A 20,130-nucleotide genomic window follows, 5' to 3' on the forward strand; every position below is an offset into this window, starting at 1 on the left:
CCACCCAACATTGGGTGGCCAATTCACGAAAGAAGTCCGGCGGTGTCCTACTCTCCCACAGGGTCCCCCCTGCAGTACCATCGGCGCTGTGAGGCTTAGCTTCCGGGTTCGGAATGTAACCGGGCGTTTCCCTCACGCTATGGCCGCCGAAACACTATTGATGTTTCAGTCTGCACAACGATCAATTCGTTATGCGGTTCTCGACCGTACATCGAGAACCACTCAGTGGACGCAAGCACCAAAAACGGTGTGTTATCAAGTCATCGGCTTATTAGTACCGGTCAGCTTCACGTGTTACCACGCTTCCACATCCGGCCTATCAACCCAGTAGTCTGGCTGGGAGCCTCTCGCCCGAAGGCATGGAAATCTCATCTTGAGGCCGGCTTCCCGCTTAGATGCTTTCAGCGGTTATCCATCCCGAACGTAGCTAACCAGCGGTGCTCCTGGCGGAACAACTGGCACACCAGAGGTTCGTCCAACCCGGTCCTCTCGTACTAGGGTCAGATCCTCTCAAATTTCCTACGCGCGCAGCGGATAGGGACCGAACTGTCTCACGACGTTCTAAACCCAGCTCGCGTACCGCTTTAATGGGCGAACAGCCCAACCCTTGGGACCTACTCCAGCCCCAGGATGCGACGAGCCGACATCGAGGTGCCAAACCATGCCGTCGATATGGACTCTTGGGCAAGATCAGCCTGTTATCCCCGAGGTACCTTTTATCCGTTGAGCGACAGCGCTTCCACAAGCCACTGCCGGATCACTAGTCCCGACTTTCGTCCCTGCTCGACCTGTCAGTCTCACAGTCAAGCTCCCTTGTGCACTTACACTCGCCACCTGATTGCCAACCAGGTTGAGGGAACCTTTGGGCGCCTCCGTTACTTTTTGGGAGGCAACCGCCCCAGTTAAACTACCCACCAGGCACTGTCCCTGAACCGGATTACGGTTCGAAGTTAGATATCCAGAGTGACCAGAGTGGTATTTCAACAATGACTCCACGGTAACTGGCGTCACCGCTTCACAGTCTCCCACCTATCCTACACAAGCCACACCGAACACCAATACCAAGCTGTAGTAAAGGTCACGGGGTCTTTCCGTCCTGCTGCGCGTAACGAGCATCTTTACTCGTAGTGCAATTTCGCCGAGTTCGCGGTTGAGACAGTTGGGAAGTCGTTACGCCATTCGTGCAGGTCGGAACTTACCCGACAAGGAATTTCGCTACCTTAGGATGGTTATAGTTACCACCGCCGTTTACTGGGGCTTAAATTCTCAGCTTCGCCTTGCGGCTAACCGGTCCTCTTAACCTTCCAGCACCGGGCAGGCGTCAGTCCGTATACATCGTCTTGCGACTTGGCACGGACCTGTGTTTTTAGTAAACAGTCGCTACCCACTAGTCTCTGCGGCCTCCACACCCTTTCGGAGTAAATCCTAATAAGTGGAAGGCCCCCCTTCTCCCGAAGTTACGGGGGCATTTTGCCGAGTTCCTTAACCACGATTCTCTCGATCTCCTTGGTATTCTCTACCTGACCACCTGAGTCGGTTTGGGGTACGGGCAGCTAGAACCTCGCGTCGATGCTTTTCTCGGCAGCATAGGATCACCCACTTTTTATCCGCATCGTGTCTCAGCCTGTAATGAGTCACGGATTTGCCTATGACTCGGCCTACGCACTTGCCCCGGGACAACCATCGCCCGGGTTGGGCTACCTTCCTGCGTCACACCTGTTAATACGCTAGCCGCACCAGCATGGGGTCGAGCGTTAGACCGGACCGTCTCACCCCGAAGGGATCAACTAAGCCCGGGTTAGGACTCTTAGCACCACTGGATTAGCTTGGGCGGTTCTTCGCCGGTACGGGAATATCAACCCGTTGTCCATCGACTACGCCTGTCGGCCTCGCCTTAGGTCCCGACTTACCCAGGGAAGATTAGCTTGACCCTGGAACCCTTGGTCTTTCGGAGGACGTGTTTCTCACACGTCTTTCGCTACTCATGCCTGCATTCTCACTCGTGTAGCCTCCACGGCTGGTTCACACCGCCGCTTCGCTGGCCACACGACGCTCTCCTACCCATCAACACGGCTGGACCACGAAGGCCTACCAATAATGTCAATGCCACAACTTCGGTGGCGTGCTTGAGCCCCGTTACATTGTCGGCGCGGAATCACTTGACCAGTGAGCTATTACGCACTCTTTCAAGGGTGGCTGCTTCTAAGCCAACCTCCTGGTTGTCAGAGCAACTCCACATCCTTTCCCACTTAGCACGCGCTTTGGGACCTTAGTTGGTGGTCTGGGTTGTTTCCCTCTCGACTACGAAGCTTATCCCCCACAGTCTCACTGCTGCGCTCTCACTTACCGGCATTCGGAGTTTGGCTGACGTCAGTAACCTTGTAGGGCCCATCGGCCATCCAGTAGCTCTACCTCCGGCAAGAAACACGCAACGCTGCACCTAAATGCATTTCGGAGAGAACCAGCTATCACGAAGTTTGATTGGCCTTTCACCCCTATCCACAGCTCATCCCCTCAGTTTTCAACCTAAGTGGGTTCGGTCCTCCACGACGTCTTACCGTCGCTTCAACCTGGCCATGGATAGATCACTTCGCTTCGGGTCTAGGACACGCGACTGAATCGCCCTATTCAGACTCGCTTTCGCTACGGCTACCCCACACGGGTTAACCTCGCCACGTATCGCTAACTCGCAGGCTCATTCTTCAAAAGGCACGCTGTCACCCCTACTAAGGAGGCTCCAACGGTTTGTAAGCAAACGGTTTCAGGTACTATTTCACTCCCCTCCCGGGGTACTTTTCACCTTTCCCTCACGGTACTTGTCCGCTATCGGTCATCTGGGAGTATTTAGGCTTATCAGGTGGTCCTGACAGATTCACACGGGATTTCTCGGGCCCCGTGCTACTTGGGATACTCTTCACGCCAAGAGAAGCATTTCGACTACGGGGTTCGCACCCTCTATGACCAGGCATTCAAACCTGTTCGTCTATACCTTCTTGTAACGTCGACCACTCGGCAGAATGATCAGAAAAGTCCCACAACCCCCAACGTGCAACGCCTGCCGGCTATCACACACGCAAGGTTTAGCCTGATCCGGTTTCGCTCGCCACTACTAACGGAATCGCGGTTGCTTTCTCTTCCTGTGGGTACTGAGATGTTTCACTTCCCCACGTTCCCTCTACCCGCCCTATATATTCAGGCGGGAGTCACTAGGTCGGCACGCCGCCCAGCGGGGTTTCCCCATTCGGACACCCTCGGATCACAGTGTGCTTATCCACTCCCCGAGGCTTATCGCAGATTGCTACGTCCTTCTTCGGCTCCAGATGCCAAGGCATCCACCGTTTGCTCTTAAAGACTTGAAATCACATGAGTTGAATCGTCAAAAAATTGACTAATGATCTTTAAGATCATCTTCACGACACAACACCCGAAGGTGTCGCATCGAAGATGCTCGCGTCCACTGTGTAGTTCTCAAAGTACGGGCGGTACCCTCCCCCCACGCCACCCAAGCAGCATGAAGAAAAGGCCCAGAGGTTGCGGACTCTCATCCGGTCCCTCAGGACCCAACAGCGTGCAGGTGCGACACCCGAAACCCTCCCCGTTCCCACCGCAAGCGGCGTACTAGAGAAGAACCTCATCCTTCGCACCATGTCAAATGTTCCACCCATGAGCTCCCAGCGAAGAACATGTGCCTTCGATCTGGGTTCTGGACTCCGAAGAGTCAGATGCTCCTTAGAAAGGAGGTGATCCAGCCGCACCTTCCGGTACGGCTACCTTGTTACGACTTAGTCCTAATTACCGATCCCACCTTCGACGGCTCCCTCCACAAGGGTTGGGCCACCGGCTTCAGGTGTTACCGACTTTCATGACTTGACGGGCGGTGTGTACAAGACCCGGGAACGTATTCACCGCAGCGTTGCTGATCTGCGATTACTAGCGACTCCGACTTCATGAGGTCGAGTTGCAGACCTCAATCCGAACTGGGACCGGCTTTTTGGGATTCGCTCCACCTCACGGTATTGCAGCCCTTTGTACCGGCCATTGTAGCATGCGTGAAGCCCAAGACATAAGGGGCATGATGATTTGACGTCATCCCCACCTTCCTCCGAGTTGACCCCGGCAGTATCCCATGAGTTCCCACCATTACGTGCTGGCAACATAGAACGAGGGTTGCGCTCGTTGCGGGACTTAACCCAACATCTCACGACACGAGCTGACGACAACCATGCACCACCTGTATAGAGACCTTGCGGGGCGACTGTTTCCAGACGTTTCCTCTATATGTCAAGCCTTGGTAAGGTTCTTCGCGTTGCATCGAATTAATCCGCATGCTCCGCCGCTTGTGCGGGTCCCCGTCAATTCCTTTGAGTTTTAGCCTTGCGGCCGTACTCCCCAGGCGGGGAACTTAATGCGTTAGCTGCGTCACGGAATCCGTGGAATGGACCCCACAACTAGTTCCCAACGTTTACGGGGTGGACTACCAGGGTATCTAAGCCTGTTTGCTCCCCACCCTTTCGCTCCTCAGCGTCAGTTACGGCCCAGAGATCTGCCTTCGCCATCGGTGTTCCTCCTGATATCTGCGCATTCCACCGCTACACCAGGAATTCCAATCTCCCCTACCGCACTCTAGTCTGCCCGTACCCACTGCAGGCCCGAGGTTGAGCCTCGGGTTTTCACAGCAGACGCGACAGACCGCCTACGAGCTCTTTACGCCCAATAATTCCGGATAACGCTTGCGCCCTACGTATTACCGCGGCTGCTGGCACGTAGTTAGCCGGCGCTTTTTCTGCAGGTACCGTCACTTTCGCTTCTTCCCTGCTAAAAGAGGTTTACAACCCGAAGGCCGTCATCCCTCACGCGGCGTTGCTGCATCAGGCTTTCGCCCATTGTGCAATATTCCCCACTGCTGCCTCCCGTAGGAGTCTGGGCCGTGTCTCAGTCCCAGTGTGGCCGGTCACCCTCTCAGGCCGGCTACCCGTCGACGCCTTGGTGAGCCATTACCTCACCAACAAGCTGATAGGCCGCGAGCTCATCCCTGACCGAAATTCTTTCCAGCTACTGACCATGCGGTCGCAGCTCGTATCCGGTATTAGACGCCGTTTCCAGCGCTTATCCCAGAGTCAGGGGCAGATTGCTCACGTGTTACTCACCCGTTCGCCACTGATCCACAGAGCAAGCTCTGCTTCACCGTTCGACTTGCATGTGTTAAGCACGCCGCCAGCGTTCATCCTGAGCCAGGATCAAACTCTCCGTAAAGAAAATTTGCTGCGACCAACCGGAAAAAGGCTGGAGCAGCGAGTTTGATGCTGACCAAAGAGATAAATCATTGCTGACTATCCATTGCCTCCCCCAAAGGGAAGGTCTTTGATCCAAAGGAATCTCACCCCACCGAAGTGGAGTCGAGGTTATTTGGCATTTGACAAGTGCACGCTGTTGAGTTCTCAAGGATCGGACGCTCCCCCAACTGACCTCACAGCCAGCCCAGAGGGCAACTTCACAACCATACCCCACCGCGACGCGCTTCGATCTGGCTTCGGAACGAGGTTCCGTGTCAGTCGAAGACTGCTGTTCGGGGTGGAGGTTCCATCCTAGACGCAAGCGCCTTGTTCTCGCAAGAGGTTTGGGATGGGATTCGTTCTCCGCTTGAGGGGGCGTAGGCCTTCCGGCCTTCTCGCTCTTCCCTGTGGGGCGAACAAGTAATAAGTTACGCGGCTCCCGGCATCGTGGCAAAGCGGCGTGACATCCCGGGCGTGTCGCGAGCCTCCCGATCGGCCCGGATCCGCGTCATGACGCGGAAAACGGCGGATGCCGCGGCTGTTCGGCCGCGGCATCCGCCGTTTCGCTGGTGAGCGTCGCTCGCGCGCTCACTCCCACTCGATCGTCCCCGGGGGCTTCGACGTGACGTCGAGCACCACACGGTTGACGTCGCGGACCTCGTTCGTGATGCGGTTGGAGATCTTCGACAGGACGTCGTACGGCAGCCGCGTCCAGTCGGCGGTCATCGCGTCTTCGCTCGAGACGGGACGCAGGACGATCGGGTGGCCGTAGGTGCGTCCGTCCCCCTGGACTCCCACCGACCGGACATCGGCGAGCAGCACCACGGGGCACTGCCAGATCTCGGCGTCGAGCCCGGCCTTCGTCAACTCGGCGCGCGCGATCGCGTCGGCGTCACGCAGTATCTCGAGACGATCAGCGGTGACCTCGCCCACGATGCGGATTCCGAGGCCGGGCCCCGGAAACGGCTGCCGGCCCACGATGGCCTCCGGCAGACCCAGTTCGCGCCCGATCGCGCGGACCTCGTCCTTGAACAGGGTCCGCAGCGGCTCGATCAGTTCGAACTGCAGATCTTCGGGCAGCCCGCCGACGTTGTGGTGGCTCTTGATGTTCGCCGTACCGGCACCGCCGCCGGACTCGACGACATCCGGGTACAGCGTTCCCTGCACGAGGAACCGGATCGGCTCTCCATCGGCGGCCGCCTCGGCCATCAGGTCTCGTTCGGCCTGCTCGAAGGCTCGGATGAACTCGCGCCCGATGATCTTGCGCTTCTGCTCGGGATCGCTGACTCCGGCGAGAGCCTCGAGGAAGCGCTCGCGTGCGTCGACCGTGATCAGCCGGACACCCGTCGAGGCGACGTAGTCGTTCTCGACCTGCTCACGCTCGCCCTTCCGGAGGAGACCGTGGTCGACGAAGATCGCCGTCAGCTTGTCACCGACGGCCTTGTGCACGAGTGCCGTCGACACGGCCGAATCGACGCCGCCCGACAGCGCGGAGATCACGCGCCCCGATCCGACCTGCTCGCGGATGCGCTCGACCTGCTCGGCGATGACGTTGCCGCTGTTCCAATCGGCGGGAAGCCCCGCCGCCTTGTGCAGGAAGTTCTCGAGCACGTTCTGCCCATGGTCGGAGTGCTTGACCTCGGGGTGCCACTGCACCCCGTAGAACTTGCGCACGTCGTTCGCGAAGGCGGCCACGGGCGTGGCCGCGGTACGAGCGAGGACCTCGAACCCCTCCGGTGCGCGCGACACCTGGTCGCCGTGGCTCATCCAGACGTTCTGCTCGGCGGGCTGCCCGTCGAGCAGCGTGCCCTCCGTGACGATGGTCGCGTCGGTCGCTCCGTACTCGCGGAGCCCCGTGTTCGCCACCTCGCCGCCGAGGGTCTGCGCCATCACCTGGAAGCCGTAGCAGATGCCGAGGGTCGGAACGCCGAGATCGAAGACACCCGGGTCGAGCGCCGGGGCGCCGGGTTCGTACACCGACGAGGGCCCCCCGGAGAGGATGATCCCCACCGGCTCCTTCGCGGCGATCTCCTCGGCGGTCGCGGTGTGCGGGACGAGCTCGCTGTACACGCCCGCCTCACGTACCCGACGGGCGATGAGCTGGGCGTACTGCGCGCCGAAGTCGACGACGAGGACAGGACGCTGCGACGTTTCGGTCTGTGTGGTCACCGGGTGCCTTCCGTGGCGGGGATGGATGCGGCGGCCTCCGTGGCTTCTCGCTCGGCGAGGTACGCCCTCACCTCGCGTGCGACGCGGGCCTCCATGAAGAACGACAGGGCGGGAACGACGCCGCCCAGTGCGAGCAGGATGAATCGGGGGAACGACCAGCGCATGAGACTCCACACGCGGAAGCACGAGAAGAGGTACACGACGTAGAACCAGCCGTGCACGACGAGGATCGCGAGCGAGATGTTGAACCCGTCACCCGTCGAGAGCATCTCGCACGAGTTCGTCTGCGGCAGGAACAGCGACCACCACTCGCAGTCGGCGCCGGCGATCACGGGCGCGAACCACAGGAAGCCGCCCGATCCGCCGGCGAAGAGCTCGGTGTGGATCGGCGTGTACTTCAGGATCATCTCGGCGAGCAGGAGCAGAAGACCGACACCGGTGATGACCGAACAGATCTGGTAGAAGCGCAGAGCGTTCCGGATCGCCGGGAACGTGGCGAGTTTCGGGGCGCGAGGCATGGCGTCCAGTCTAGTCGCGACCCGGCGGCGCGCTTCCCGCGGCGGGGACGGCGGCGTCCTCGAGATCTTCGAGCTCCTTCTCCCACGCGTCCTTGGCCAAGCGGTACCACATGTAGAAGGCGAAGCCCGCGAACACCGCCCACTCGACGGCGTAGAAGATGTTGAGCCAGTTGACGTTCGACCGCTCCTCGGGCGCCGGGGAATGGATCGCCGTGAGACCGGCGAACGACTCGGCGGAGGTGAGGTAGCCGCGATAGACATCGAGGCCCGCGGTGTCGTGCCAGCGGCTGAGCAGCGCAGCGGGCGACATCCGCGTCATGTCCTGCGGATCGGCGCCGCGGCCCGGCAGCGCCGGACCCTCGTCGGAGATGATGCGTCCCGAGAGGACGACATCCTGCGGCGGATCGGCGTCGAGGGCGGCCGCGGCGGCATCCGCCTCGGCACGGTCGGCGGTCCACCCCACCGCGACGGCGAGCGAGGTCGGCTCGGACGACCGGGCGGAGTCGGGGTCGACCCGCAGCTGTCCTGTCACCCAGAAGCCCTCCTTTCCGCGGTCGAAGCGCGACGAGACGACCTCGAAGTCGTCGGCGACGAAGGATCCGCGAACCTCGACCCGCTGTCCGACGAGCGGCTCGGGAAGGTACTCGCCGGGCGCGGCGACGTCGGCGATCGGACGCAGCTGCTCGGTCTGACCGGGCGGCGGGGGCGACGTGTCGACGGCGCGCGAGAGCTGCCACTGCCCGAGCCACGCGAACACCGCGGCCACGAGCAGCGCGAACGCGAGCATGCCCAGCCACCAGGGACGCAGCATGACCTCGCGCAACGTCGGCGCGAAGGGGGCGGCCGGAGCGGCGGGAGGAGCGGAGTCGATCGAGCTCATGTCACCGCACGCTGTACGGCGCCACCACGACCTCCACGCGCTGGAACTCCTTGAGGTCAGAGTAGCCGGTCGTCGCCATCGACTTCTTCAGCGCGCCGATGAGGTTAGCGGTGCCATCGGCCACCGGGGCCGGGCCGTAGAGCACCTCTTCGAGGGAGCCGACCTGCTCGACCGCGACGCGGCGGCCGCGCGGGAGCTGAGCGTGGTGGGCCTCGGGTCCCCAGTGGAATCCCTGGCCGGGAGCATCCGTCGCACGCGCCAGTGCCACGCCCAGCATGACGGCGTCGGCGCCCATCGCGAGCGCCTTGACGATGTCGCCGGAGGTGCCGACACCACCATCGGCGATGACGTGCACGTAGCGTCCGCCGGACTCGTCGAGGTAGTCGCGGCGCGCGCCGGCGACATCGGCGACTGCCGTGGCCATCGGGGCGTGCAGACCCAGCGTCGCGCGCGTGGTCGAGGCGGCACCGCCGCCGAAGCCGACGAGCACGCCGGCGGCGCCGGTGCGCATGAGGTGGAGGGCCGCCGTGTAGGTCGCGGCGCCGCCGACGATCACCGGCACGTCGAGGTCGTAGATGAACTTCTTGAGGTTCAGCGGCTCGTCGACGCTCGAGACGTGCTCGGCCGACACCGTGGTGCCGCGGATGACGAAGAGGTCGACGCCCGCGGCGACGACGGTCTCGTACAGCTCCTGCGTGCGCTGCGGGGTCAGCGAGCCGGCGACCGTGACGCCCGCCGCGCGGATCTCGGCGAGGCGGTCGCGCACGAGCTCGGGCTTGATCGGCTCGGCGTAGAGCTCCTGCATCCGACGCGTGGCCGACGCGTCGGGCATCCCCGCGATCTCGGCGAGCAGCGGCTCGGGGTCGTCGTAGCGCGTCCAGAGGCCTTCGAGATCGAGGACGCCCAGTCCGCCGAGCTGACCGAGCATGATGGCCGTCCGCGGGCTGGTGACCGAGTCCATCGGGGCGCCGAGCACCGGGATCGAGAACTGGAACGCGTCGATCGACCAGGCGGTCGACACGTCCTCGGTGTTGCGGGTGCGCCGCGAGGGCACCACAGCGATGTCGTCGAACGCGTAGGCCCGACGGGCGCGCTTGGCGCGGCCGAGCTCGATCTCCATGGTCACCCCTCCAGCCTACCGGCCGGTCCGGACACGGCAGCCGGACCGGCCGTCCGCTCAGCGTGCGCGGGCGACCCGCTGCTCATCCCAGACCGCCTCGCCCGACTCGTACACGCGGCCGTCGCCGCCGAAGACGAGGAACCTGTCGAACGAGCGCGCGAACCAGCGGTCGTGGGTGACCGCGAGGACCGTTCCCTCGAATGCGGCGAGCGCATGCTCGAGCGCCTCGGCGGATGTGAGGTCGAGGTTGTCGGTCGGCTCGTCGAGCAGCAGCAGCGTCGCACCCGACAGCTCGAGCAGCAGCACCTGGAACCGTGCCTGCTGGCCGCCCGACAGGCTGTCGAAGCTCTGCTCGGCCTGACGCACGAGCCCGTAGCGATCGAGCGCCGAGCTGGCGGCATCCCGCGCCATCCCCGCCCGGCGGTCGTCGCCCCGGTGCAGGATCTCCAGCAGGGTGCGTCCCGTGAGCTCCGGATGCCGGTGCGTCTGGGCGAACCAGCCCGGCACGACCCGCGCACCGAGCGTCGCGGTCCCGGCGTGCTCGACCGGCTCGAGCGAGGAGCCGACGGTCGTGACGTGTCCGAGCAAGGCGTCAGGCGCCGTTCCGCCGGCGGCGAGGAGGCGCAGGAAGTGCGACTTGCCCGAGCCGTTCGAGCCGAGCACCGCGACGCGGTCCCCGAACCACACCTCGAGGTCGAACGGCCGCATGAGGCCGATCAGCTCCAGGCGCTCGGCGACGACGGCGCGCTTGCCTGTGCGCGCACCGCGCAGACGCAGTTCGAGGTTCTGCTCCGGCGGACGCTCCTCGGGAGGTCCGGCATCCTCGAACCGGCGCAGTCGCGTCTGCGCCGCGCGATACCGTGACGCGAACTCGTCGCTCGCCGCAGCCTTCGCCTTCATGTCGGCGACGAACCGCTTCAGCTTCGCGTGCTCCTCGTCCCACCGGCGGCGCAGCTCGTCGAGGCGGGCCATCCGGTCGTCGCGGGCGCCGTGATAGGTCTCGAAGCTTCCGCCGTGGACCCACGCGGTGCTGCCCGCACCTCCGGCCTCGAGGGTGACGATGCGGTCGGCGGCGCGGGCGAGCAGCTCGCGGTCGTGCGAGACGAGCAGGACCGTCTTCGACATCTCGCGCAGCCGCTCCTCGAGCCAGCGCTTGCCCGGGACGTCGAGATAGTTGTCGGGCTCGTCGAGCAGCAGCACCTCATCGGGACCGCGGAGCAGCGCCTCGAGCGCGAGCCGCTTCTGCTCGCCGCCCGACAGCGTCGTCAGCTCGCGGTAGCGGGCCCGCTCGAAAGGCACTCCGAGAGCCGCCGTCGTGCAGGTGTCCCACACCGTCTCGTACTCGTAGCCGCCGGCGTCGGCGTAGTCGGCGATCGCGGCGGCATACCGCATCTGGGTGTCGAGCTCGTCGGACGCGATCACGGCGTTCTCAGCGTCATCCAGCTCGCGGGCGGCACGTCGGATGCGATCGGGCGCGACCGAGATCAGCAGGTCGTGGACGGTCTCACCGGCGCCGCCGTGCCCGACGAACTGGTCCATGACCCCGAGGCCGCCGTCGATCTGGACGACACCGCCGTGGGCAGCGGCATCCCCGCGGATGATGCGCAGCAGCGTCGTCTTGCCCGCGCCGTTCTGGCCGATCAGTGCAGTCGTCGAGCCGGCGCCGACGCGGAACGTCACCTCGTCGAGCAGCGGTCTGCCATCGGGGAGGGTGTACGAGACACCCTGTATGTCGAGCGATCCCATCGTGGACCGGGCCTTTCCGCCCCCTGTGCGGAGCCGACCAGGCTATCGCACTTCGGCGCGGACACCCGCGTAGCTCGGAGAATCGCGCGGGGCTCGGATGCTGAGGGCGAATGCGTCCGAGGATGACGCGATTCTCCGAGGATGGTCGCAGCCAGGCACGGCGGCGCGGCACGGGGTGGGATGCTGGCCGCATGAGTCGCATCGTGATCGTCGGCGCAGGCATCATGGGCCTCGCCACCGCGTGGGCCCTCGTCCGCCGCGGTGAACGGCCCCTCGTTCTCGAGCGTTTCGGGCGCGGACACGCGCACGGCGCCTCGCACGGCGAGACACGGAACTTCAACAACGCCTACGCCGACTCGCACTACCTCGACCTCCTGCAGCGTGCGCGCGAGGGCTGGGATGCGCTCGGCGAGGTCGGCGGCGAGCCGTTGCTCCGACGACACGGGCTCGTGACCCACGGCGTCGGCGGTGACCTCGGCGGCGGCGCGGCCGACGCCGACGGACTCGAGACCATCGCGCGGAGCCTCGGCGACCGCGGCATCCCCGCCGAGATGCTCTCGGCTGCGGCGGCGGGGGCGCGCTGGCCGGGGATGCGGTTCGAGACCGACGTGCTGTACTCCGCGGATGCCGGGGTGGCGCGGGCGTCGGCGGCGATGCTCGAGCTCGAGCGCCGTGTGCAGGACGGCGGCGGCGAGGTGCGCTGGGGAGCACCTGTCGCGGGCATCGACGATCTCGGCGAGCGCGGCGCGCGGGTGCGGCTGGCGAGCGGCGGCGAGGTCGAGGCGGACGTCGTCGTCGTGACGGTCGGGGCCTGGACCGAGCGCATGCTGCCCGGCATCCGCCTGCCACGGCTCTCGGTGACCGAGGAGACCCCGGCGCATTTCGCTCCGACGACCGGCCCCTGGCCGTCGTTCAATCACCGGCTCGACCCCGCCCGCTACCCGGCACCGGTCTACGGCATGCCCACGCCGGGCGAAGGAGTGAAGGTCGGGTTCCACCGTGTCGGCGACGTCGTCGACCCGGACCACCGCCCGCACCGCGTGACGCACCACGAGACGCTCGTCGAGTACGTGCGCGAATGGATGCCGGGGCTCGACCCGGGCTCGGCCGTGCACATGTCGTGCACCTACACCTCGACCGACGACAGCGCCTTCGTGCTCGACCGGGTCGGCTCGGTCGTGGTGGGCGCGGGGTTCTCGGGCCACGGCTTCAAGTTCGCGCCCGGCGTCGGCGCCACCCTCGCCGACCTCGCGCTGGATGCGTCGGCGCGCGCCGCCGCGCCGTTCCGCCTGCCGCCGGGCTGAGCCGGGCGCAACCTTCGGAGAATGTCACGTAGCTCGGATCTAGCGGCGCGATCCCTCCGGTCTAGGGACGAATCTCCGAGTTCCGTCAACGCGGTGCCGCCGCCGCGGGCTCACTGCCGCAGGTGAAGCCGTTGGGCGAGAGCGCGTTGGAGGGTGCGCTCGACCACGGCCCGCTCGTGCACGACCTGCCGGTAGGTGAAGCGCAGCACGGTGTACCCGCGCAGCCGCAGCTCGGCGTCGTGTGCGACATCCGCGCTGCGCTGCGCGCTCGAGGCGTGGAACGCGAAACCGTCGACCTGCACGACGAGCCGGTCTCCGACGAGGCCGTCGACGAATCGCCCGGCGATCATCGCCTGCTGGACGACCGGCACCCCGCGGGCGCGCAGCGGCGCGAAGACCAGGGTTTCGAGGCCGGAGTCGGACAGACCGGTGACCGCGGCGGCGAGCTCCCGCGCCGCAACCGACGGCCACGGCACGGCCCGGAGGGACTCGGGGGCGAGGGCCTCGGCGCGGGCGGCCGATTCCCACACCACGAGCGCGTCCTCCCGCGGCAGGCACTGGGCGATGTGGCCGAGCGCGTCCTCGACACCGGCTTGCAGATCCGTCCGCGCGACGGGGCAGAGCGGGCGGGTCCAGTGCGCCACGCAGTCGGTGTCGACACCCGGGGACGAGGCGTGCGGCAAGAGGTGCACGTGATGCTGCGGCGGGATGCCGTCGGGCACCCACCACCCGCGCCGCCGCGCGAGCGAGACGCAGCTCAGCCTTCCACCGGCGGATGCCGCAGCACGGAGGTCTGCCGGCGCACCGGCAGAGGCGCACCAGGCACGGCGGACCATCCGCAGGCCGCCAGCAGCGACCGCGTCGCGGATCACCCGCACCGGGAACCCGGCGGCGAGCACCGCGGTGCGGTGCGCGATGCCTCCTGCCCCCTCCACCCATCGGGTGACATCGGATGCGGCGGAACGGCGAGGCATCCCGTCATCCTCGTGCGGCGCCGCGGCCCCGCGGCATCCCTCCCGGGTTCTGGGGAAACCCCTCAGTCCTCGCGCCCTGGGGAGGAGGACCGCTGCCGGTCGTGCCCCGGAGAATGCGACGAAGGCCGGACGATCGGGGGCGATCGATCCGACCTTCGTCAGAATCTCCGAGCTTCGCGCACAGGCGCGCGCGACTCAGCGCTTGTAGTTCGGGGCCTCCACCACGATCTGGACGTCGTGGGGGTGCGACTCCTTGAGCCCGGCCGAGGTGATGCGCACGAACTTGCCGCGAGCCTTCAGCTCGTCGACGGTGCGGGCGCCGACGTAGAACATCGACTGACGCAGGCCTCCGATGAGCTGGTACGCCACGGCCGACACGGGACCGCGGTACGCGACCTGACCCTCGATGCCCTCGGGGATGAGCTTGTCGTCGCTGGGGACGTCAGCCTGGAAGTAGCGGTCCTTCGAGTACGAGGTCTTCTTGCCGCGGGTCTGCAGCGCACCGAGCGATCCCATGCCGCGGTACTGCTTGAACTGCTTGCCGCCCTGGAAGACGATCTCGCCCGGCGACTCGTCGGTTCCGGCGAGCAGCGACCCGAGCATGACCGAGTCGGCACCGGCGACGAGAGCCTTGGCGATGTCGCCCGAGTACTGCAGACCGCCGTCGGCGATGATCGGGATGCCGGCTTCGCGCGCAGCCAGCGACGCCTCGTAGATCGCGGTGACCTGGGGGACGCCGACGCCGGCGACGACGCGCGTGGTGCAGATCGAACCGGGACCGACGCCGACCTTGACGGCATCCACACCGGCGTCGATGAGCGCCTGCGCACCCTCGCGAGTCGCGACGTTGCCGCCGATGACGTCGATGTGCTCGAACGACGCGTCGGCCTTGAGCCGCTTGACCATGTCGATGACGCCCGCGGACTGGCCGTTCGCGGTGTCGACGACGATCACGTCGACACCGGCGTCGCGAAGCGCCTCGGCCCGCTGCCATGCGTCGCCGAAGAAGCCGATCGCCGCGCCGACGCGGAGTCGTCCCTGGTCGTCCTTCGTGGCGAGGGGGTACTTCTCGCTCTTGTCGAAGTCCTTGATGGTGATGAGACCGGCGAGCTTGCCGTCGTCGTCGAGGAGGGGCAGCTTCTCGACGCGGTGGTGAGCGAAGAGCGCGATCACCTCGTTCGCGCCGATGCCGACACGTCCGGTGACGAGGTTCTCGCTCGTCATGACGTCGCGGACCTTGGTGGTCTGACGCTCGAAGCCCGAGACGAAGCGCATGTCACGGTTGGTGACGATGCCGAGGAGGTGACCCTCCTCGTCGATGACCGGCAGACCCGAGATCCGGTACTGCCCGCAGAGCGCGTCGACCTCTTCGATCGTGGCGTCCGGGGTCGTGGTGATCGGATCGGTGATCATCCCCGACTCGCTGCGCTTCACCCGGTCGACCATCGCCGCCTGGTCCTCGATGGAGAGGTTGCGGTGGATGATGCCGAGGCCGCCCTCGCGCGCGATCGCGATCGCGAGGCGCGCCTCCGTGACCGTGTCCATCGCCGCCGACAGCAGCGGAGTCGCCACGGTGATGCGGCGCGTCACGCGCGACGACGTATCCGCCTCGGAGGGGATGACGTCGGTGTGCCCCGGCAGGAGCAGGACGTCGTCGTAGGTGAGGCCGACGAATCCGAACGGGTCGTTGTAGTCGCTCATGCGCACTCCTTGAAAGTCTCAACGATTCTAAGCGCCGGACGCCCCGCGGCATTCCCGCGCGCGACATCCGCCAAACGACACACCGCATTCGTTGTTGCGCACCGGAAACACGCAAGCAACAATCAGCGCATACGTTCAGGTGTCGCCGAAGCCACCAGCAGAACCGGTACCTCTCGGCGTTCGTCCACTTATCTCAGGAGGTGCCAGTGGCGATCACTTCGATGACGCGCGCTGCTCGTCGCCCGAGGCGCATGTTCTCGACGTTGATCGCCGGCCTCCTGGCCGCCGTGGCGTTCTTGGGCATCGCCTCTCCAGCCATGGCCGCAGGAGACGACGCCGAGTCGTTGCCCTTCACGATCGCGGGCAACGTCCGCACCGGCGGTGAACCCGTCGAAGGTGCGACCATCCTCGTCACCGGCGGCGACTTCGAAGCCGAGGGCGAGACGAACGAGAGAGGCAGCTTCTCGATCGGCGTCCCGACGAAGGATGTCGCGTACACCGTCGAGCTCGTCGAAGACAGCCTCCCCTCGGGGGTGTCGGTTCCGGAGGGCTTCGAGTCGACCATCGAGGTGGAGTTCGGCGCGACGAGCACGATCACACGCAACTTCACGCTCGAGGCGGCGGAACGGCAGACGACGAGCTTCGTCGACCAGCTGCTCTCCCGCGCGGTCAACGGGCTGAACTTCGGGCTCATGCTGGCCCTCGCCGCGATCGGCCTCTCGCTCGTGTTCGGCACGACGGGACTGTCGAACTTCGCACACGGTGAGATGGTGACCTTCGGAGCGCTCGCCGCCCTGCTCTTCTCGGCCGGCTTCAGCCTGCCGATCTGGATCGCGATCCCTCTCGCGGTCGCCGTGTCGGCGCTGTTCGGACTGACGATGGATGCCGGACTCTGGCGTCCCCTCCGACGCCGCGGCCTCGGCACCGTGCAGCTCATGATCGTGTCGATCGGTCTCTCGCTCGCCCTGCGCTACGTCTTCCAGATGTTCGTCGGCGGCGGGACGGCGCAGCTCCCCGGCGGCTCGACCTCGGTCATCCCCGGCCTCGGCCCCATCCGCCTCACCCTCACCGACGTGATCAGCATGGGCGTCTCGCTCGTCGTCATCGCCGGGTTCGCCTGGTGGCTCATGCGCACGCGGATCGGACGTGCGACGCGTGCCGTCTCGGACAACCCCTCGCTCGCCGCCGCCAGCGGCATCGACGTCGACGCGGTGGTCCGGGTCGTCTGGGTCGTCGCCGCAGCGCTCGCCGGACTGTCCGGTGTGCTGTGGGCCTACTTCCGCCCCGGCATCAAGTGGGACATGGGCACCAGCATCCTGCTGCTCATCTTCGCCGCCGTCACGCTCGGCGGTCTCGGGACCGCGTTCGGCGCGCTCCTCGGCGCCATCATCGTGGGGCTCCTCGTCGAGGTGTCGACGCTCTGGATCCCCTCCGACCTCAAGTACGTCGGCGCGCTGGTCGTGCTGATCGTCATCCTGCTGTTCCGCCCGCAGGGTCTCCTCGGGCGCCGAGAGCGAATCGGATAGGCATCGTGAACTTCCTTCAGATCCTCAGCAACACCGCGGCGCAGATCCTCGCCCCGGCGACCCTCGGCTACATCCTCGCCGCCATCGGCCTGTCGGTTCACTTCGGCTTCGCGGGCCTGCTCAACATGGGCGTCGCGGGGTTCATGGCGATCGGCGCCTACGGGTTCGCGATCTCGATCCTGACCTTCGGCCTCGCCTGGCCGGTGGCCGCGCTCATCGGCCTCATCGCCGCCGTCCTGTTCGCGCTCGTCATGGGCATCCCGACGCTCCGGCTGCGCGGCGACTACCTCGCCATCGTGACGATCGCCGCCGCCGAGGTGCTGCGGCTGCTCTTCCTCACGTCGGCGTTCCGCAACCAGACGGGATCGGCCGACGGCCTCTCGGGCTTCCAGGCCGGGTTCCGCGCGAGCAACCCGCTTCCCCCCGGACGCTGGGGCTTCGGGCCGTGGACCTATCAGTCGGACCAGTGGTGGGTCATCATCGTCGGCATCATCACGATCGCGATCGTCGTCACGCTGGTGTGGCTCTTGATGAGCAGCCCGTGGGGACGCGTCATCCGCGGCATCCGCGAGGACGAGGACGCCGTGCGCTCGCTCGGCAAGAACGTCTTCGCCTTCAAGATGCAGGCGCTCATCGTCGGCGGTGTCATCATCGCCGCCGGCGGCATCGTCACCGCGATGGGCACCAACGTCAACCCGAACGTCTACGTCACCTCGCAGACGTTCTACGTCTGGACGGCGCTCCTGCTCGGCGGCGCGGCCACCATCTTCGGCCCCGTGCTCGGCGCCGTGCTGTTCTGGGTGGTCCGTGCGTTCCTGTCGAACCTGCTGCCGGCCCTCGTCAACATCGGCTGGCTGCCGTTCCTGACCAGCGAGCAGAGCCAGATGCTCGTGTTCGTGCTGGTGGGCGTCGCGCTCATGCTGCTGGTGATCTTCCGCCCGCAGGGCATCCTCGGAAGCAAGAAGGAGCTGACCTTTGTCCGCTGATGTCGTACCCCCGACGCCGCGCCCCAAGGCGACCGGCCTGCACAAAGACGACGGCAGCGGCGAGGTCCGCCCCGGCGTCGCGAAGAACGACCCCATCATCGTCGCCGACGGCGTCAAGCGCGTCTTCGGCGGCCTGACCGCCGTCGACGTCGAGCACCTCGAGATCCCGCGCGGCGCCATCACCGCCCTCATCGGCCCGAACGGCGCCGGCAAGACCACGCTGTTCAACCTGCTCACCGGCTTCGACAAGCCCAACGCGGGATCGTGGTCGTTCGACGGGACCAACCTCGCCGGCATCCCCGCCTTCAAGGCGGCCCGCATGGGCCAGGTGCGCACGTTCCAGCTGACGAAGTCGCTCGGTCTGCTCACGGTGCTCGAGAACATGAAGCTCGGCGCCCCGAAGCAGACCGGCGAGGGAATCTTCGCCGGCATCCTCCCCTTCCTGTGGCGCAAGCAGGAGGCGGAGATCGAGGAGAAGGCGCGGGGGCTGCTCGCGCGCTTCAAGCTCGACGCGAAGGAGAAGGACTTCGCCGCGTCGCTCTCGGGCGGACAGCGGAAGCTCCTCGAGATGGCACGCGCGCTCATGAGCGACCCCGTGCTCGTCATGCTGGATGAGCCGATGGCCGGCGTGAACCCCGCGTTGACGCAGTCGCTGCTCGACCACATCCTCGACCTGAAGGACCTCGGGATGACCGTCGTCTTCGTCGAGCACGACATGCACATGGTGCGCCACATCGCCGACTGGGTCGTCGTGATGGCTGAAGGACGCGTCGTCGCCGAAGGTCCGCCCGACACCGTGATGCAGAATCCCGCCGTGATCGACGCGTACCTCGGTGCCCACCAGGACGTCGACCTCGGCGTCGTGACGGGCCGTCACGCGGGCGAGCTGCCGCCCGAGGCGGACGAGCTCGTCGAGACGGTGCACGAGCTCGACCAGGCGATCGACGAGGCGCCGACGACGGATGCCGCGGGCGCTCCGGACGCCGATGAGGATGGGGACCGCAAATGACCGAGAACGTCGTCGAGCTGTCCGACGTCCACGCGGGCTATCTGCCCGGGGTGAACATCCTCAACGGTGCGAACCTCACCGCCGCTCCGGGCGAGCTGGTGGGCATCATCGGCCCGAACGGCGCCGGCAAGTCCACGATGCTCAAGGCGATCTTCGGGCAGGTGAAGGTGCGCTCCGGCTCGGTGAAGCTGAACGGCGAGGAGATCACGGGGCTGCGCGCCAACAAGCTCGTCTCGAAGGGCGTCGGCTTCGTGCCGCAGACGAACAACGTCTTCCCGAGCCTGACGATCGCCGAGAACCTGCAGATGGGGGCGTACCAGCGGCCGAAGGTCGTCGCGGAGCGCACCGACTTCGTGACATCCATCTTCCCCGACCTCGCCAAGCGGCTGCAGCAGCGGGCCGGATCGCTCTCCGGCGGCGAGCGCCAGATGGTGGCCATGGGACGCGCGCTCATGATGGACCCGTACGTCCTGCTCCTCGACGAGCCGTCGGCGGGCCTGTCGCCGTCGCGTCAGGACGAGGCGTTCCTGCGGGTGTCCGAGATCAACAAGGCGGGCGTGACGACGATCATGGTCGAGCAGAACGCCCGGCGCTGCCTGCAGATCTGCGACCGCGGGTACGTCCTCGACCAGGGCCGCGACGCCTACACGGGCACCGGTCGCGAGCTGCTCAACGATCCCAAGGTCATCGGCCTGTACCTCGGCACTCTGGGGACCTGACCCCGTCTCGTCTGGTTCGCCTGATTTCGCCCGGTTCGCCTGGCTCGCCTGGCTCGCCTGGCAGTTCTTGCCCCTTCCCTCCCGCGGAGGGGGCATGAGCTGCCAGGCGAACTGCATTTCGGGGGCTCCTCCCCCGCACAGGATGGGTGCGGGCACTGCACAATGCCCGAGCGCTGCGCCCGCGGGGCCGAGTGCGCGGGGAGGA

The 20,130-nt window shown here is 65.8% G+C and carries 12 protein-coding genes and 3 rRNA genes; 5 read left to right on the forward strand and 10 right to left on the reverse strand.

Annotated features, from left to right (window positions below; genetic code table 11):
* Window positions 1-34: 34 nt before the first annotated feature.
* From rrf to AA0Y20_RS00040, 8 genes are all read right to left on the reverse strand, one after another.
* A 5S ribosomal RNA gene (gene rrf / locus AA0Y20_RS00005) occupies window positions 35-151 on the reverse strand.
* 100 nt (window positions 152-251) lie between these two features.
* Window positions 252-3,359, reverse strand: a 23S ribosomal RNA gene (locus AA0Y20_RS00010).
* A gap of 374 nt (window positions 3,360-3,733) precedes the next feature.
* Window positions 3,734-5,253, reverse strand: a 16S ribosomal RNA gene (locus tag AA0Y20_RS00015).
* Together the 16S, 23S and 5S rRNA genes form the textbook arrangement of a ribosomal RNA operon.
* A gap of 608 nt (window positions 5,254-5,861) precedes the next feature.
* Complete coding sequence (gene guaA, locus AA0Y20_RS00020) at window positions 5,862-7,442, reverse strand: glutamine-hydrolyzing GMP synthase (RefSeq protein ID WP_412936362.1); 1,581 nt, start codon at window positions 7,440-7,442, stop codon at window positions 5,862-5,864.
* Window positions 7,439-7,960, reverse strand: a complete 522-nt coding sequence (locus AA0Y20_RS00025; RefSeq protein WP_412936365.1) for a DUF3817 domain-containing protein — start codon at window positions 7,958-7,960, stop codon at window positions 7,439-7,441. The genes guaA and AA0Y20_RS00025 overlap by 4 nt, the downstream gene beginning before the upstream one ends.
* A gap of 10 nt (window positions 7,961-7,970) precedes the next feature.
* A complete protein-coding gene (locus AA0Y20_RS00030; protein WP_412939671.1) occupies window positions 7,971-8,771 on the reverse strand; it encodes an SURF1 family cytochrome oxidase biogenesis protein in 801 nt (266 codons plus the stop codon).
* A gap of 70 nt (window positions 8,772-8,841) precedes the next feature.
* Complete coding sequence (locus AA0Y20_RS00035; RefSeq protein ID WP_412939672.1) at window positions 8,842-9,960, reverse strand: GuaB3 family IMP dehydrogenase-related protein; 1,119 nt, start codon at window positions 9,958-9,960, stop codon at window positions 8,842-8,844.
* Between the two features lie 57 nt (window positions 9,961-10,017).
* Window positions 10,018-11,706: an ABC-F family ATP-binding cassette domain-containing protein gene (locus AA0Y20_RS00040; protein WP_412936367.1), complete on the reverse strand. Its 1,689-nt coding sequence runs from the start codon at window positions 11,704-11,706 to the stop codon at window positions 10,018-10,020.
* A 191-nt stretch (window positions 11,707-11,897) separates the two neighbouring features.
* Between AA0Y20_RS00040 and AA0Y20_RS00045 the strand changes: the two genes are divergently transcribed.
* Complete coding sequence (locus AA0Y20_RS00045) at window positions 11,898-13,010, forward strand: FAD-dependent oxidoreductase (protein ID WP_412936370.1); 1,113 nt, start codon at window positions 11,898-11,900, stop codon at window positions 13,008-13,010.
* A 110-nt stretch (window positions 13,011-13,120) separates the two neighbouring features.
* Here the strand turns inward: AA0Y20_RS00045 and AA0Y20_RS00050 are convergent, their stop codons facing one another.
* On the reverse strand, window positions 13,121-13,984 hold the full coding sequence (locus AA0Y20_RS00050) for an endonuclease domain-containing protein (protein ID WP_412936373.1): 864 nt from the start codon (window positions 13,982-13,984) through the stop codon (window positions 13,121-13,123).
* A gap of 195 nt (window positions 13,985-14,179) precedes the next feature.
* On the reverse strand, window positions 14,180-15,685 hold the full coding sequence (gene guaB / locus AA0Y20_RS00055) for an IMP dehydrogenase (protein ID WP_412936376.1): 1,506 nt from the start codon (window positions 15,683-15,685) through the stop codon (window positions 14,180-14,182).
* 251 nt (window positions 15,686-15,936) lie between these two features.
* Between guaB and AA0Y20_RS00060 the strand changes: the two genes are divergently transcribed.
* Genes AA0Y20_RS00060 through AA0Y20_RS00075 form a run of 4 tightly spaced genes read left to right on the forward strand, consistent with a single transcriptional unit; the run spans window position 15,937 to window position 19,925 of the window.
* The gene (locus AA0Y20_RS00060; RefSeq protein WP_412939673.1) at window positions 15,937-17,211 is read left to right on the forward strand and encodes a branched-chain amino acid ABC transporter permease; all 1,275 of its coding nucleotides are present in this window, start codon (window positions 15,937-15,939) and stop codon (window positions 17,209-17,211) included.
* A 5-nt stretch (window positions 17,212-17,216) separates the two neighbouring features.
* A complete protein-coding gene (locus AA0Y20_RS00065) occupies window positions 17,217-18,197 on the forward strand; it encodes a branched-chain amino acid ABC transporter permease (protein WP_412936379.1) in 981 nt (326 codons plus the stop codon).
* Complete coding sequence (locus AA0Y20_RS00070) at window positions 18,187-19,206, forward strand: ABC transporter ATP-binding protein (protein WP_412936382.1); 1,020 nt, start codon at window positions 18,187-18,189, stop codon at window positions 19,204-19,206. Before AA0Y20_RS00065 ends, AA0Y20_RS00070 begins: the two co-directional genes overlap by 11 nt.
* Window positions 19,203-19,925: an ABC transporter ATP-binding protein gene (locus tag AA0Y20_RS00075; RefSeq protein ID WP_091503903.1), complete on the forward strand. Its 723-nt coding sequence runs from the start codon at window positions 19,203-19,205 to the stop codon at window positions 19,923-19,925. The genes AA0Y20_RS00070 and AA0Y20_RS00075 overlap by 4 nt, the downstream gene beginning before the upstream one ends.
* The last annotated feature ends 205 nt before the right edge of the window (window positions 19,926-20,130 follow it).

It is taken from the genome of Microbacterium pratiae (genome assembly GCF_047302165.1).
Taxonomy (GTDB): Bacteria; Actinomycetota; Actinomycetes; order Actinomycetales; family Microbacteriaceae; genus Microbacterium.

Bases quoted from the DNA above. Each gene is read 5' to 3' on its own strand.
- AA0Y20_RS00075 (WP_091503903.1), top strand. From the start codon at position 19,203: ATGACCGAGAACGTCGTCGAGCTGTCCGACGTCCACGCGGGCTATCTG.
- AA0Y20_RS00025 (WP_412936365.1), bottom strand. From the start codon at position 7,960: ATGCCTCGCGCCCCGAAACTCGCCACGTTCCCGGCGATCCGGAACGCT.
- AA0Y20_RS00040 (WP_412936367.1), bottom strand. From the start codon at position 11,706: ATGGGATCGCTCGACATACAGGGTGTCTCGTACACCCTCCCCGATGGC.
- AA0Y20_RS00035 (WP_412939672.1), bottom strand. From the start codon at position 9,960: ATGGAGATCGAGCTCGGCCGCGCCAAGCGCGCCCGTCGGGCCTACGCG.
- AA0Y20_RS00060 (WP_412939673.1), top strand. From the start codon at position 15,937: ATGTTCTCGACGTTGATCGCCGGCCTCCTGGCCGCCGTGGCGTTCTTG.
- AA0Y20_RS00045 (WP_412936370.1), top strand. From the start codon at position 11,898: ATGAGTCGCATCGTGATCGTCGGCGCAGGCATCATGGGCCTCGCCACC.
- guaB (WP_412936376.1), bottom strand. From the start codon at position 15,685: ATGAGCGACTACAACGACCCGTTCGGATTCGTCGGCCTCACCTACGAC.
- AA0Y20_RS00030 (WP_412939671.1), bottom strand. From the start codon at position 8,771: ATGCTGCGTCCCTGGTGGCTGGGCATGCTCGCGTTCGCGCTGCTCGTG.
- AA0Y20_RS00050 (WP_412936373.1), bottom strand. From the start codon at position 13,984: ATGCCTCGCCGTTCCGCCGCATCCGATGTCACCCGATGGGTGGAGGGG.